This window comes from Vogesella indigofera (assembly GCF_003633895.1).
In the GTDB taxonomy this organism is placed as follows: Bacteria; Pseudomonadota; Gammaproteobacteria; order Burkholderiales; family Chromobacteriaceae; genus Vogesella; species Vogesella indigofera.
Map to the genome: position 1 here is coordinate 36,507 of NZ_RBID01000017.1, position 13,724 is coordinate 50,230.

13 protein-coding genes (1 of these 13 only partly in view) are annotated in these 13,724 nt (G+C 65.9%); 10 read left to right on the forward strand and 3 right to left on the reverse strand.

Going from position 1 to position 13,724, the window contains the following annotated elements:
* From C8E02_RS13380 to C8E02_RS13390, 3 genes are all read left to right on the forward strand, one after another.
* Positions 1-36 carry the 3' portion of an Ig-like domain-containing protein gene (locus C8E02_RS13380; protein ID WP_425451996.1) on the forward strand. 1,401 nt of this gene lie to the left of the window's left edge, so 36 of the gene's 1,437 nt are visible here — the last part of the coding sequence; its start codon lies beyond the left edge, outside the window; it ends in the stop codon at positions 34-36.
* Positions 30-1,535 (forward strand): VCBS domain-containing protein, encoded by a 1,506-nt coding sequence (locus C8E02_RS17755; RefSeq protein ID WP_120811440.1) that lies wholly within the window; start codon positions 30-32, stop codon positions 1,533-1,535. The genes C8E02_RS13380 and C8E02_RS17755 overlap by 7 nt, the downstream gene beginning before the upstream one ends.
* 299 nt (positions 1,536-1,834) lie before the next feature.
* On the forward strand, positions 1,835-3,097 hold the full coding sequence (locus tag C8E02_RS13390) for an MFS transporter (RefSeq protein ID WP_120811442.1): 1,263 nt from the start codon (positions 1,835-1,837) through the stop codon (positions 3,095-3,097).
* 12 nt (positions 3,098-3,109) lie between these two features.
* On the opposite strand, the gene C8E02_RS13395 is transcribed toward C8E02_RS13390, so the two are convergent.
* The 3 genes from C8E02_RS13395 to C8E02_RS13405 form a co-directional block, all read right to left on the reverse strand.
* Positions 3,110-3,811 carry a substrate-binding periplasmic protein gene (locus C8E02_RS13395; RefSeq protein WP_170152167.1) on the reverse strand — a complete coding sequence of 234 codons (702 nt, stop codon included), beginning with the start codon at positions 3,809-3,811 and terminating at the stop codon, positions 3,110-3,112.
* Between the two features lie 185 nt (positions 3,812-3,996).
* Positions 3,997-4,767 carry a sulfite exporter TauE/SafE family protein gene (locus tag C8E02_RS13400; RefSeq protein ID WP_047967862.1) on the reverse strand — a complete coding sequence of 257 codons (771 nt, stop codon included), beginning with the start codon at positions 4,765-4,767 and terminating at the stop codon, positions 3,997-3,999.
* 128 nt (positions 4,768-4,895) lie between these two features.
* Positions 4,896-5,651 carry a sulfite exporter TauE/SafE family protein gene (locus C8E02_RS13405; protein ID WP_245961151.1) on the reverse strand — a complete coding sequence of 252 codons (756 nt, stop codon included), beginning with the start codon at positions 5,649-5,651 and terminating at the stop codon, positions 4,896-4,898.
* A gap of 102 nt (positions 5,652-5,753) precedes the next feature.
* Here C8E02_RS13405 and C8E02_RS13410 point away from each other — a divergent pair, with 102 nt between their 5' ends.
* The 7 genes from C8E02_RS13410 (at position 5,754) to C8E02_RS13445 (ending at position 13,659) form a co-directional block, all read left to right on the forward strand.
* Entirely contained in the window at positions 5,754-6,665 is a 912-nt protein-coding gene (locus C8E02_RS13410; RefSeq protein WP_238377337.1) for a LysR family transcriptional regulator, read from the forward strand.
* Positions 6,666-7,282: 617 nt separating this feature from the next.
* Positions 7,283-8,392, forward strand: a complete 1,110-nt coding sequence (locus tag C8E02_RS13420) for a hypothetical protein (RefSeq protein ID WP_120811450.1) — start codon at positions 7,283-7,285, stop codon at positions 8,390-8,392.
* Positions 8,393-8,581: 189 nt separating this feature from the next.
* A complete protein-coding gene (glyA, locus tag C8E02_RS13425) occupies positions 8,582-9,829 on the forward strand; it encodes a serine hydroxymethyltransferase (RefSeq protein WP_120811452.1) in 1,248 nt (415 codons plus the stop codon).
* Between the two features lie 228 nt (positions 9,830-10,057).
* Complete coding sequence (nrdR, locus tag C8E02_RS13430; protein ID WP_047967867.1) at positions 10,058-10,513, forward strand: transcriptional regulator NrdR; 456 nt, start codon at positions 10,058-10,060, stop codon at positions 10,511-10,513.
* 36 nt (positions 10,514-10,549) lie between these two features.
* Positions 10,550-11,662, forward strand: a complete 1,113-nt coding sequence (gene ribD, locus C8E02_RS13435; RefSeq protein WP_120811454.1) for a bifunctional diaminohydroxyphosphoribosylaminopyrimidine deaminase/5-amino-6-(5-phosphoribosylamino)uracil reductase RibD — start codon at positions 10,550-10,552, stop codon at positions 11,660-11,662.
* 181 nt (positions 11,663-11,843) lie between these two features.
* The gene (locus C8E02_RS13440; RefSeq protein WP_047967869.1) at positions 11,844-12,899 is read left to right on the forward strand and encodes a malate/lactate/ureidoglycolate dehydrogenase; all 1,056 of its coding nucleotides are present in this window, start codon (positions 11,844-11,846) and stop codon (positions 12,897-12,899) included.
* A 109-nt stretch (positions 12,900-13,008) separates the two neighbouring features.
* Entirely contained in the window at positions 13,009-13,659 is a 651-nt protein-coding gene (locus C8E02_RS13445) for a hypothetical protein (protein WP_047967870.1), read from the forward strand.
* The last annotated feature ends 65 nt before the right edge of the window (positions 13,660-13,724 follow it).

Genomic DNA, 13,724 nt, shown 5'->3' on the forward strand with positions numbered 1-13,724 from the left:
GCACCGAAAACCAGCTACTCAACATCGACGTGCTGACCAACGACACCGACGTCGACGACGGCCACGTGTTGAGTCTGGTCAGCGCCAGCGCACCGGCTGGCATGGGCACAGCCAGCGTGGTGGACGGCAAGGTGGTGTTCAACCCAGGTAGCGACTTCGACCACCTGGCCAAGGATGCGGTGGTGCACGTCACCCTCAGCTACACCATGACCGACCAGTTCGGTGCCGAGTCGAGCAGCACGGTGGACGTCACCGTCACCGGGACCAACGATCTGGCAAGCATCACGGGGACGGCCAGTGGTGGCGTGCAAGAGGCTACCGCTTCCTCTGCCGGCGTGCCGACGACCGGCGGTGTGCTGCTGCTCAGCGATGTCGATGACGGCGAAGCGGTGTTCCAGCTGCCGGCCAGTCTGGACGGGGTGTACGGCAGCTTCACGCTGGATACCGGCAGCGGGGTGTGGAGCTATCAGCTGGACAACAGCAGGGCGGCCACCCAGGCGCTGAATAGCGGCACCACGGTCTACGATACGCTGCTGGTGAAGTCGTACGATGGCACGGCGCAGCAGACCATCACGGTTTCGATCCAGGGTGCGACCGATAACTCGGCACCGCAATTCCTCAGCAGCGGCGTGCTGGTCAGCATGTTTGAGCATTTGCTGAATGCGGCGACGAGTCCGACCGGTTTTGCTTCCGCCCTGCTGGGCAGTGTCCTGGCCAGCGATGCCGATGGCAATGCCTTGACCTATAGCCTGCTGTCGGATGCGTCCGGCGGTGGGTTCCAGATGTCGGCGGGCGGGGCGGTGTCGGTCAAGGATCTGTCGCTGCTCGATTACGAGTCGGCGGCGCTGATTCCGGGGGGCGGTGGTGCCCGGGGCTATGCGCTGGAGGTGGCGGTCAGCGACGGGATTGCCGCACCGGTGACCACTACCCTGTATGTCGAGGTCAAGAATGTGACGACCGGGCTGACTGGTGGCAATCAGACTGACTATCTGGATGGTGGCAGTGGGGGCGAGACCCTGATCGGAGGCGGGCAGGCGGATGTGGTCTTCGGCGATGGCGGTGATGACACGCTGACCGGCGATACAGGCACCGGTGCCGAGAAAGCCGACCAACTGTTTGGCGGTGCCGGCAACGACCAGCTGTTCGGCAATGGCGACAGCGACATGCTGCGCGGTGGCAGCGGCAACGATGGACTGACCGGCGGGACGGGCAGCGACACCTTCGTCTGGTCGCTGGCCGACATTGCCGGCGGGCCTTACACGGACACCGTCAAGGATTGGGGCGCCGGCGGGACCGCCGACAAGCTGGACCTGCGCGACCTGTTGCAGGGCGAGCATGCCAATGCACTGTCGCTGGATGGGTATCTGGATTTCAGTTACGCCAGCGGCAATACCACCATCGCGGTTCATTCCGCCGGGGCCGGCACGGCGGTGACGCAGTCGATCGTGCTGGAGAGTATCCAGCTGGCCGGCGCCGACGATCAGGCCATCATCAGTAATCTGCTGAGCAGCAACAAGCTGGTGGTCGATGTCTGAGTGAGGGCAGGGTTGTGGTCATGGCCCTCTGCGCGAGAGGGGGCTTTGTCGCCGGGTGCTGACCGGCACGAGGGGGAGAACAAGGTTGGCCGCAACACTGCGGCCAACCTTGTTCATTTTTTGTCCTGGCGTAATGACCGTCGCCGGATGGGAGCGGCACAGGCTTGGCCGCAATCGACCGCCCCCCCGCTCACAACAAAGCGGTTTGGATATGGCCGCGCTGGCGATATGCTATGCGTTTGGCCTGATGCCGGCGGTGCGCTGCCGCGGCGGGAGGGCCGTTTCCTGGATAAACAAGCATGGCTCTTCCCGTGACGCCCTCCGGCGTGGCGCATCCGCGCCTGATCTTGCTGGCCATCTGCCTGGTGGCGTTGATGAGTACCGCCGGGGTGGCGATGCCGTACCCGATTCTGGCGCCGATCTTCGTCGATGCCGCCGCCGACGGTTTCAACCACTTTGCCGGCCTGCCGCCCAAGCTGCTGCTGGGCATGGCGCTGGCCGCCAACCCGCTGGGCATCCTGATCGGCAGTACCTTCATCGGCGCGCTGTCCGATCGTCTCGGCCGACGCCGCGTGTTGCTCAGCACGCTGTCGCTGACCTTGCTCGGTTACCTGCTGACGGCGTGGGCGCTGGATTTGCGCTGGTATCCGCTATTCGTGTTCGCGCGCTTTCTGACCGGCCTGACCGAGGGCAATGTCGCGGTGGCGCGCGCCATCGTCGCCGACCTGCATCCGCAGCTGGATCGCACTCGCAGCTTCGCCATCCTCAACGCAGTGCTGTACATGGGCTGGCTGGTGGGGCCGATGATCGGCGGCTTCACCCTGCCGCTGGGCGAACCGGTGCCGTTCCTGATCGGCGCGCTGACGCTGCTGCCGTGTCTGGCGATCCTGCTGTGGGTGCTGCCGGAAACCGGTCGCGCCGCCGGGCTGCAGGGGGTGTCGCTGTGGCAGACGGTGCGGCAGCAGCAGGCGTTCCGGCTGTTGCAGCAGGATGCGCTGCTGGCCGGGCTGTTCTGGATGCAGCTGCTGTTCGCGCTGGGGGTGAACGCCTTTTACGAGTTCTATCCGCTGTGGCTGGTGGAGTTCGCCGGCCTCGGCAGCAGCGGCATTGCCTGGGTCACCGCCGGGCTGTGCCTGATGATGTCGCTGGCCAGCACCGTGTCCGGCAAGCGCGGCCTGCACCATGATCCGCTGCGCCAGGCGCGCAAGTCGGCGGTGATCTTCGCGCTGGGGCTGTTGCTGCTGTCGCTGTTGCCGGATGGCCCAGGCGTGGTGCTGGTGGTGTTGCTGGGGCTGCCGCTGGCGATCTACAACGCGGTGCTGCCCAGCTGGTGCGCCGAGCGTTTCGAGCACCACGGCCAGGGCAGCGTGATGGGGCTGCTGTCGACCATCTTCTGCATCAGCAATGTGCTGATCGCGGTGATCGGCGGCCTGCTGACGTTGCTGGACACGCGGCTGACGCTGGCGCTGGGCGCGGTGATGTGCGTGCTGGCGGTGGTGCGCCTGAACCGGCTGATCCGCCAGGCGGCACGCATGCCGCAGCTGGCCGGCGCCGGGGGGTGAGCACGCGGGCGTTTACGGCGCGCGCGCCTTGTCCGGCAAGTCGGCAATGTGGGGGTTGAGTTGCAGCAGCAGCGCCCGTGAACGCGGGCTGTCGGGCAGTGCGATATAGGTCAGGTTGCTGGCGAGGATGCCGGCTTCTTCCAGCTCGCCCTGATTGAGCGCGGCGATGCTTTCGCGGATGCCGATCAGGTAGTCCAGCCGTCCCAGCCGCAGCTTGTCGACATTCTGCGCGTCGCGCGCCGCCTCGTCGGCCAGCAGCCGCTTCTCGTCGCGGGCGCGGCTGAAGGCGTCGCTGTAGAACCAGCCGGACAGCACGCCGACGCGCTTGCCGTACAGCGAGGCAATGCCGCTGTACGCTGCCATGGCGTGGCCCTTGCGCGCATACACCACCAGTTCCTCGCGGTAGATCGGTTTGGAGAACAGGTATTTGCGTTGCCGCTCCTCGTTGCGGTAGATGCCGGCCACGCCGTGGCTGCCCTGTTCCAGATAGGCCAGCGCCCGCTTCCACGGTATCGCCTCGATGCGCAGGGTCAGTCCGGCGCGCTCGCCCAGCTGGCGCAGCGTCTGCGCGTACAGCCCCTGCGCCACGCCTTGACCGTCGACATACATGAACGGCGGGTTGTGGGCGTCGATGGCAAAGCGCAGCACCTCGCGCGCCTGGCTCAGGCTGCACAGCAACAGCAATACGGCGGTGGCAAGACGGGAGGCGGACATCGCGGAATCCTTGGCTGATGACGACGGGGGCGGCCGCGAAAGTGATCGCCGGCATCCTTTGATGATAAGAAGATAACGGCGATATCCCAAGCCGGCAATGCGCACCGCCCGCACCAACGGCATTGCGGCCAACCTTGAACCCAAGGTTGGCCGCAATGTCATGAAGCGGGAGCGGGGTGAAGCGTTTACAGCACCAGCTTGGCGCCGATCAGCGCCATCATCAGCGCCAGTGCCGGACGCAGCCAGCGCTCGGCGACGCGGCGGGTCAGGTGGCTGCCGAGCCAGATGCCGGGCAGCGAGCCGATCAGCAGCTGCGCCAGCAGGCCGTAGTCCATATTGCCCATGCTGGCGTGGCCCAGGCCGGCGACCAGGGTCAGCGGCACCGCGTGGGCGATCTCGGTGCCGACCAGGCGCGCGGTCGGCAGCAGCGGGTACAGCGCGAAAATCGCCAGCGTGCCCAGCGCGCCGGCACCGATGGAGCTGAGGGTGACGATCACGCCCAGCACCACGCCGGTAAACACGGTGGCCTTGGTCGGGATGTAGCCTTCCGGCCGTGCCGGCATGAAGCGGGCAATCTGGCGCAGGATCCATGGCTTGAACAGGATCGCCAGCGCGGTGAGGATCAGCGCAAAGCCGAGCATCACCTTGATCAGGCTATTGGCGGCCTGGGTGTCCAGCTGCAGGTAGTGCAGCACGATCACGGTCAGCAGCGACGCTGGCACGCTGCCGATCGCCAGCAGTTTGGTGATGTGCCAGTCGATGTGCTTGTGCTTGTGGTGCACCCACACGCCGCCCATCTTGGTGATACAGGCGTACAGCAGGTCGGTGCCGACCGCGGTGGCCGGATTGATGCCGAACCACAGCAGGATCGGTGTCATCAGCGAGCCGCCGCCGACGCCGGTCAGGCCGACGATGAAGCCTACTGCCAAGCCTGCAATGATGTAACCCGGATCCATGCCGTCTGCTTTCTGCCAAATCGTGATCAGGCAGCCATGCTAACCGAAGGGTTTATAACCGCTTAGATGTTTTAAGAGATTAGTTATTCGGTAAATGAATAAGCTGTGCACGGCAGGCGGACGGCGGCTCACCGCCCGCTGCTGCACCACAGCAACAGCGCGGTCAGCAGCAGCATTGCGGCGAAACACTGCTTCAGCCGCGCCTCCGGCAAGCGGTGCGCCAGCGCCACGCCCCAGGAGATAGTCGACAGGCCGCCAACGGCGAGGGCGATGCCGGTGGCCCACTGCACCTGGCCGGAGCCGGCATAGGTCAGCAGCGCCACCAGCGCGCTGGGCACCACCAGCGCCAGCGCCATGCCTTGCGCCACCGCCTGCGGCAGGCCGAAACCGCGCACCAGCAACGGCGCGGCGATGATGCCGGAACCGACACTGAACAAGCCGCCGCAGGCACCGCCGAGCACGCCGACCGCCGGCAGGTAGCGTTGCGGCCAACCTTGCACCGCCTGCGGCCGGGCGCGGCGGCCCTGGCGCCAGAAGTAGTACGCCAGCCACAGCAGGAAGGCGGCGAACACCTGCTGCAGCCGCTGCTGGTCAAGCGCCACCGCCAGCCGCGCCGCCGGATAGGTTGCCAGCATGGCGCCGGCACCCATCGCCAGCGCGGTGCGCAGCGGGAACGGATGGCGCTGGCGGTAACGCCAGAACGCCAGCAGCACATTGGGCACGATCATCACCAGCGCGGTGCCCTGCGCCAGCGCCTGCGGCTGGTGATAGGCCAGCACCAGCAGCGGGATGGCAATGATGCCGCCGCCGATGCCGAACAGGCCGCCGACGGCGCCGAGCAGCGCGCCCAGCAGCAGGGTGGCAAACAGCAAAAGCAGGTCCATGGTTGGCTCCGTCACGCGATGACGCCAGTTTAGCGCCGCCATTCATGTTTATAATTCAGATTGAATTAATCCATTCTTTACCTGAAAGCAACAATGGACGCGATGGCCGATTTGACCCTGGTCGCCAGCATTGCCCGCTGCGGCAGCCTGACCGCGACCGCGCAGGAGCAGGGCGTCACCACCCCGGCGATCAGCCGCCGGCTGGCGGCGCTGGAGCAGCGGCTGGGCGTGGCGCTGTTTGCCCGCACCACGCGCACGCTGCTGCTGACGCCGGAGGGCGAGCGCTACCTGCAGGCGGCGCGCCGCATCCTGGACGACATCGGCGAGCTGGAGCGCTCGCTGCGCGGCAGCCACGCCGAGCCGCAGGGGCTGTTGCGCGTCAACGCCACCTTCGGCTTTGGCCGCCGCCACATCGCGCCGGCGATCGCGCTGTTTGCCGCGCGTCATCCGCAGCTGTCGGTGCAGCTGAGCCTGACCGAGCGCATGCCGGCGCCGGGGGAGGGCAGTTTCGATGTCAGCATCCGCTTCGGCCCGCCGCCGGATGCGCGGCTGTGCGCGCAGCGCATCGTGCACAACCGCCGCATCCTGTGCGCGGCGCCGGCCTATCTGCAGCAGGCCGCGCCGATCCGCCAGCCGCAGGACCTCAGCCGGCAGCAGTGCCTGTTCGTGCGCGAGAACGATGCCGTCTACGGCCAGTGGCAGTTGCAGTGCGACGGCCAGCAGCAACGGGTGCGGGTCAGCGGCCGGCTGAGCGCCAACGACGGCGAGAGCGTGGTCGGCTGGGGGCTGGCCGGCCACGGCGTGATGCTGCGTTCGGAGTGGGATGTCGGCGCGGCGCTGGGCGACGGTCGCCTGCAGCGGGTGCTGCCGCAGTGGCAGGGCACGCCGGCGGACATCTACGCGCTGTACCCGCCGGCGCTGACGCTGTCGGCGCGGGTGCGGCTGTTTGTCGATTTCCTGTGCCAGCATTTTGCGGAGGCGGCGACCGGCGCCGTTACGCGCGACAGCAAATAAATCGGCATCCGCCTGAACTTTTCAGCGCCGGGCGTGACCAAGCCGTAGCAAGCGTCGTCCTGACGTTTTCTCCTCTGATTGTTTCGCATTGACTTGACCGCGCCGCGCAAGCTGGCGCGGCTTTTTTTTGTTCAGTTTTCAGTGAAACCGAACTTTGGATGTTCGTTTTTGATTACAGCAAGGTGACAAACCGAACGCTGATGGCGGGGCGGGGGCGCATCACTTCCATGCCATTGGCGTTAACGATGCGCGTGCGACAGCGACGACGGCCGGCGAGCTGCGAGCGGAACAAGTGTTTGATTTTGCTGGAGGAGAAAAACGGGCAAAAAAATTGCGCGGGGTTTTACGCCCGCGCCAAGTCTACAAAGGAGAAATAGAGGAGAAACTATCAAGAAGCAATTGCTGCATCCCAACGAGTACGGATTATCCGGATCGTGTTTGTCGCTGTCAATGTATACAATCTGCAATAACGCAAAAAATATAACATTTTGTCGCGCTTTGAACACATCGCGTGTTGGAAAGTGAAAATCTAGCGCTTGCTTGCTGCGCTTGATGCGGCGCATCACGCCAAGCTGTGCCACAATATCGTCTTTGCCAGATTTGTCCGGTTGCCTGTGATGAGCGATATTTCCCTGCAGTTGCCTGATCCGCGTCAGTACCCCGAATCCTCCCCTTCCAATATGTTGATCCACTACACGCAATCGATCGTGAACGCGCGTAGCGAGGACGATCGTGCCATGTGGCGTGCCTCGCTGCGCGCCGCGCTGGTCGAGATGCTGGAACGCGAAGAACTGTTATCGCTGTCCGTTGCGCTGGCGATGGTGACCTCGCAGCAGATCTACCGCGAGCTGTGGGACGCGCTGCGCGATGCCGCCGAGCGTCCGGACAGCGGCCGCCACGCGGTGATCTTCGCCGTGCCGCTGGTGCTGGTGATCGGCAGCAAGGGCAAGGCCACGCTGCCGGAGCGCATTGCCGACGTCGATACCCTCAATGCCTTGTTCCGCCAGCACGGCCTGTTCGCCGACGGCGCCGAGGTGTTCCTGTCCGGCAAGCTGCTGCACCCGGACAATGTGGTCGGCATCCATTCCGCCCAGATCTACCGTTACACCCGCCAGCTGGTGGACGCCGCACGCGGCCTGCCGCTGGAATTGCCGGCGGCGCCGATCGTGGCCAAGGACGAGGGCGTGTTCCTGCGCTACCTGCTCGGCGTGGCCATCCGTGAAGACGGTGCCGAGGCACCGGTGAAACTGGGCGGCAATGTCGGCGCCTGGGGCGTGCCGGTGATGAAGTTCATCGGCGAGCAACTGAAGACCGAGGGCGTGACCCTGTTCCCGATCCCGCGTCCGCCGATGCCGCTGATGCAGGCCATTGTTGCGGCCAACTTTGCACGGCTGGAAGTGGCGCTGCAGGTATTTGCCAGCACCCAGATCCGCCAGCTGCGCGACCTGGGCCAGGAGCCGGTGGCGATCATGTCGGCGCACGACAACGGCGAGTTGCACATCACCGTGTCGGCCACCGGCAACGAGAAGGACTGGGGCGGTTTTGTGTGGCCGCTGGCGGCACAGGACGACGTGGCACAGATCGAGACCAACTTCCGCCTGCTGATGGCGGAGTGCCAGGTCGGCGACGTGCGCGTGGTGGACGGGGTGCAGCCGGAAAGCCGCGACGGCATTCCGCTGTTCTTCACCGCCGACGACTGGCCGCCGCAGCCGGTGACGCTGCAGTAAGTCATTGAAATGGCAGGGGCAGCATGAAACGCTTTCATGCCAAACCTGCCATTTGTTCATCACGGCGCCGCGCCGGATGAGGTAAAATAGCCGCCTTGCAGTGTTGACGTTTGCCCTGCCGCCGCCGCGCGACAGGCTAAACGTCAAGACTGCCTTTTAGTTCAAACCCTCCAGATGGAAGAGTCAACGATGTTTGCTGATCTGAAAATTGCCCAGTTTGACCCGGAACTCGCAGCTGCGATCGGCGCGGAAGTCCAGCGCCAGGAAGACCATATCGAGCTGATCGCCTCCGAGAACTACACCAGCCCGGCAGTAATGGAAGCCCAGGGCTCCCAGCTGACCAACAAGTATGCCGAAGGCTACCCGGGCAAGCGCTTCTACGGCGGTTGCGAGCACGTTGACATCGTCGAGCAACTGGCGATCGACCGCGTCAAGCAGCTGTTCGGCGCCGAATACGCCAACGTGCAGCCGCACTCCGGTTCGCAGGCCAACCAGGCGGTGTACTTCTCCATCCTGAAGCCGGGCGACACCGTGATGGGCATGAACCTGGGCCACGGCGGTCACCTGACCCACGGCAGCCCGGCCAACCTGTCCGGCAAGCTGTTCAACATCGTGGCCTACGGCCTGAACGAGAACGAAGAAATCGACTACGACGACATGGAGCGCGTAGCGATGGAAACCAAGCCGAAGCTGATCATCGGCGGCGCTTCCGCCTTCGCACTGCGTTTCGACTTCGAGCGCATGGGCCAGATCGCCAAGAAATGCGGCGCCTACTTCATGGTCGACATGGCGCACTACGCCGGCCTGATCGCCGCCGGTGTGTACCCGAACCCGGTACCGCACGCCGACTTCGTGACCTCCACCACCCACAAGACCCTGCGCGGTCCGCGTGGCGGCCTGATCCTGGCCAAGGCCGAGTTCGAGAAGTCGCTGAACAGCAACGTGTTCCCGACCCTGCAGGGTGGCCCGCTGATGCACGTGATCGCCGGCAAGGCGGTGGCGTTCAAGGAAGCACTGCAACCGGAATTCAAGGCCTATCAGGAACAGGTGCTGAAGAACGCCGACGCCATGGCCAAGACCCTGGCCGAGCGCGGCCTGCGCATCGTGTCCGGCCGTACCGAGAGCCACGTGTTCCTGGTTGACCTGCGTGCCAAGGGCCTGACCGGCAAGGCGGCCGATGCCGCGCTGACCAAGGCGCACATCACCGTCAACAAGAACGCGATCCCGAACGACCCAGAAAGCCCGTTTGTGACTTCCGGCATCCGTATCGGTTCGCCGGCGATCACCACCCGCGGCTTCAAGGAAGAAGAAGCCCGCATCGTCGCCAACCTGGTGGCCGACGTGCTGGACAACCCGACCGACGAAGCGGTACTGGCGCGCGTGGCCAAGGAAGCCACCGAGCTGTGCCACCGTTTCCCGGTGTACAGCAAGAAGTAAGTCACCGTCCCGACGGTAGACGACAAAGCGGCCTGCGGGCCGCTTTTTTCATGCGGCCAACGTTGGCCGCAGCGTGGGCCGGGCAGGGGGCGGGCAGCTTGCTGCCGGCGGGCCGCTGCTTGTGGTGAGCGGTGCGGCCGCCGCTTACGCTGCGCTGCGGCACGGGCTGCGCGGCAGTGCCGATTGCTGATAACATCAGGCTATTGAAACCAGCAGGATTGTAAAGCCATGAAATGCCCGTTCTGCGGCTGTGCCGATACCCAGGTGGTTGATTCGCGTGTCAGTGACGACGGCAACAGCATCCGCCGCCGCCGCCGCTGCATGGGCTGTGAAAAGCGCTTTACCACCTTTGAAAACGCCGACGTGCGCATGCCGCAGGTGGTGAAATCCGGTGGCCACCGTGCTGAGTTCGACGTCGAGCGGGTGCGCACCAGCTTCCTGCGCGCGCTGCACAAGCGGCCGGTACCGACGCCGCTGGTCGACGACGCCATCGACCGCCTCTGCCAGCGCCTGCTGCAGCTGGGCGAGCGCGAGGTGTCCAGCCGCCAGATCGGCGAGATGGTGATGAACGAGCTGGCCCGGCTGGACAAGGTCGCCTACGTGCGCTTTGCCTCGGTGTACAAGAGCTTCCAGGATATTGCCGAGTTCAGCGACGCGATCAAGGAAATCCAGAAGCGCGACTGAGTGTCGCCGCCAGCCTCCACCGCGATGGAATTGCCGATGAGCATATTTACTGCCGACGATCACCACTACATGCAGCAGGCGCTGCGCTTGGCCGAGTCCGCCACCCGCCGCGCGGCGCCCAACCCCGGTGTCGGCTGCGTGCTGGTGCGCGACGGGCAGATTATCGGCGAGGGCGCCACGCTGGCGGTGGGCTCGGACCACGCCGAGATCCAGGCGATCAAGGACTGCTACGCGCGCGGCCTGAGCCCGGTCGGCGCCACCGCCTACGTCACGCTGGAGCCGTGCAGCCACCACGGCCGCACCCCGCCGTGCGCCGGGCGGCTGATCGCGGAAAAGCTGGGCCGCGTGGTGGCGGCGATGGTCGATCCCTATCACGAGGTCGCCGGCCGCGGCATCGCCATGCTGAACGCCGCCGGCATTGCCGCCGCCGCCGGCTGCCTGCAGGCGGAGGCCGAGCGCGTGCATCGCGGTTTTCTGTCGCGGGTGACGCGGCAGCGCCCGTTCGTGACGCTGAAGGGCGCGGCGACGCTGGACGGCAAGACCGCACTGCTCAATGGCGTCAGCCAGTGGATTACCGGCGCCGACGCGCGCCGCGACGTGCACCGCCTGCGTGCGGCCAACTGCGCCATCCTCACCGGCAGCGGCACGGTGCTGGCCGACAATCCGCAGCTGACGGTGCGCGAGGTGGCGTGTACGCGCCAGCCGCTGCGGGTGGTGGTGGACGGCGCGCTGCAGACGCCGACGAGCGCCGCGATCTACGACTCCACCGTGGCGCCGACCTGGCTGGCCACGGCGGTGAGCGATCCGACCCGCCACGCGCCCTACCTGGCACGCGGCGTCAGGCTGCTGCCGTGCGCGGCGGACGATGGCCGTGTCGACCTGGCGCAGCTGCTGCAAGCGCTGGCCGCCGACGGTATCAACGAGCTGATGGTGGAGGCGGGCGCCGGCCTAGGCGGCGCGCTGGTTGCCGCCGCGCTGGTGGACGAGGTGGTGCTGTACCTGGCGCCGTATCTGGCCGGCGACGCCGCACGCGGGCTGTTTGCCTGGCCGGCGCTGACCTCGCTCGACGACAAGGTACCGCTGACGGTCCGCGACCTGCGCCTGGTCGGGCGCGATATCAGGGTTACCCTCACTTTTCCGCCGCGCTGAGTAGCGGTTCAATGCCTGCGCCAGCGGAGATCAATGCGGCGATACGGCGTGCTGGTTTATCTCCAGCCAAACGCCGCTTCCGCCGTCGTTGTTGCCTTGTCTTGCGTGAGCGGGCGAGAGCTTGAACCGGTTCCAAACGCGTCATACTGTTGCAATCCATTTTCTTCCGACAAGGTATGCCATGCTGATTCCGGCCGAGCGTCTCCACCGCCTGGCGCACGCCACCCTGTGCGCACTGGGTTCCACCGCCGACGAGGCCAGCGTGGTGGCCGACCACCTGCTCGCGGCCAACCTCAAGGGCCACGACAGCCACGGCGTCGGCATGCTGCCGTTTTACGTCGACAGCGTCGCCGCCGGCACGCTGCAGCCGAACCAGCCGGCGTGGCTGCTCAACGATTGCGGCGCCATCCTGCAGTTCGACGGCGAGCGCGGCTACGGCCAGCGCGTGGTGCGCGAGGCGATGGACGCCGCCATCGAGCGCGTCGGCCACAGCGGCATCGTGCTGCTGACGGTGCGCAACAGCCACCACATGGGCCGCATCGGCAGCTACGGCGAACAGGCCGCCGCCGCCGGCAAGGTGGCGCTGTTCTTCGTCAACGTCACCGATTTCCCGCAGCCTCTGGTGGCGCCGTTCGGTGGCTCGGCGCCGCGCTTCGGTACCAATCCGCTGTGCATCGCGTTTCCGGCCGGTCATCGCGAGCCGGCGTTCATCCTCGATTTCGCCACCAGCATGGTCGCCTACGGCAAAACGCGGGTGGCCTATCTCGCCGGCCAGCACTTTGACGAGGCGGTGATGCTGGATGCCGCCGGCCAGCCGACGGCCGATCCGGCCGCACTGCACGAAGCGCCGAGCGGTGCGCTGCGCCCGATCGCCGCCCACAAGGGGGGCGGGCTGGTCGCGGCCATCGAGTTCCTTGCCGGGCTGTTGTCCGGCGGCGGCACGCTGCAGCCGGACAACGCGCGGGAGGGCGGCATCGTCAACAACCTGACCGCGATCCTGATCGATCCGGAGGCGGTCAGCGATCTGGACTGGCTGCGCGCCGAGTACGACGCGATGGCCGCCTACATCCGCAGCTCGCCGCCGCCGCCCGGGCAACCGCCAGTGCTGCTGGCCGGCGAGCCGGAGCGGCAGCGCGAGGCGCAAAGGTTGGCCGCAGGGGTGGAAATTTCCGATAATGAGTGGGCGGCGATCGTGGCGGCGGCCCGGCGTGCCGGGGTCATTGATGCCGATCAGTAGTGGCGGCTGAAAACACGTTATGCTTGGCGCGCCTGGCCTTGTTGCCCGCAGTGGTAACCAGGCCAGTGCTGTATCTGGCGCAGTCGTTGTCATAAATGAGGTTGTCATCGTGGGTGATATTGCTGTCAGGGCGCTGGACGCGTACCTGAATCTGCTCGAACAAAAAGGTGCGGCGGTGGAGGTGGTGCTGTTCCGTCGAAACATCCTGCGCCGGCTGGTGCAGATCCTGCGCGGCCAGCCGCGCAACCGCGATGTCTATCGCAGCGCGATCAATGCGCTGCTGTCGATCTGCCCGCCCGGCGACCGCCCGGCGGCGATGACGGCGGCGCGCGAGTACTACTATTTCTGGCTCGGCGACCTGCAGCAGCTGGCGCAGATGAATGCCCGCGCCGGCTTTACCACCCATCACGTGCGGTTGCCGGTGCTGGCCTCGTTCGCCGACCTGCAGCAGCGCATGAGCGATGAAAACTTTGCCAGCTTCCCGCCGTCGCTGGACATCTATCTGGGCAAGCTGTACGAGCTGGGCGCCGACGACGAGGTGCTGGCCGAACGCGCCGGGCTGATCAAGCCGCTGTTGTACCTGCTGCACGGCCAGGCGCATCATCCGGACAGCTTCCGCACCGCGGTCGACGCCATGCTGATGCACCTCACCGACAGCTACGCGCGCGACAGTTTCCTCACCATCTCCCGCGAATTCTTCTACTACTGGATGACCTTTCCCGACGCCGGCGTGCGCCACAAAAAGGCCTCGCTCGCCTGAGTGATCAGGGCTTTTTATGTGTCGCCACATGGCTGGATGATTGATTGCTGCCGCTTGTGCTGGCA

Excerpts from the sequence above, each read along its gene's own strand:
- C8E02_RS13420 (WP_120811450.1), top strand. The coding sequence starts at position 7,283 with ATGAGCGATATTTCCCTGCAGTTGCCTGATCCGCGTCAGTACCCCGAA.
- nrdR (WP_047967867.1), top strand. The coding sequence starts at position 10,058 with ATGAAATGCCCGTTCTGCGGCTGTGCCGATACCCAGGTGGTTGATTCG.
- C8E02_RS13410 (WP_238377337.1), top strand. The coding sequence starts at position 5,754 with ATGGCCGATTTGACCCTGGTCGCCAGCATTGCCCGCTGCGGCAGCCTG.
- C8E02_RS13405 (WP_245961151.1), bottom strand. The coding sequence starts at position 5,651 with ATGGACCTGCTTTTGCTGTTTGCCACCCTGCTGCTGGGCGCGCTGCTC.
- ribD (WP_120811454.1), top strand. The coding sequence starts at position 10,550 with ATGAGCATATTTACTGCCGACGATCACCACTACATGCAGCAGGCGCTG.
- C8E02_RS13440 (WP_047967869.1), top strand. The coding sequence starts at position 11,844 with ATGCTGATTCCGGCCGAGCGTCTCCACCGCCTGGCGCACGCCACCCTG.
- C8E02_RS13395 (WP_170152167.1), bottom strand. The coding sequence starts at position 3,811 with ATGTCCGCCTCCCGTCTTGCCACCGCCGTATTGCTGTTGCTGTGCAGC.
- C8E02_RS13390 (WP_120811442.1), top strand. The coding sequence starts at position 1,835 with ATGGCTCTTCCCGTGACGCCCTCCGGCGTGGCGCATCCGCGCCTGATC.
- glyA (WP_120811452.1), top strand. The coding sequence starts at position 8,582 with ATGTTTGCTGATCTGAAAATTGCCCAGTTTGACCCGGAACTCGCAGCT.
- C8E02_RS13400 (WP_047967862.1), bottom strand. The coding sequence starts at position 4,767 with ATGGATCCGGGTTACATCATTGCAGGCTTGGCAGTAGGCTTCATCGTC.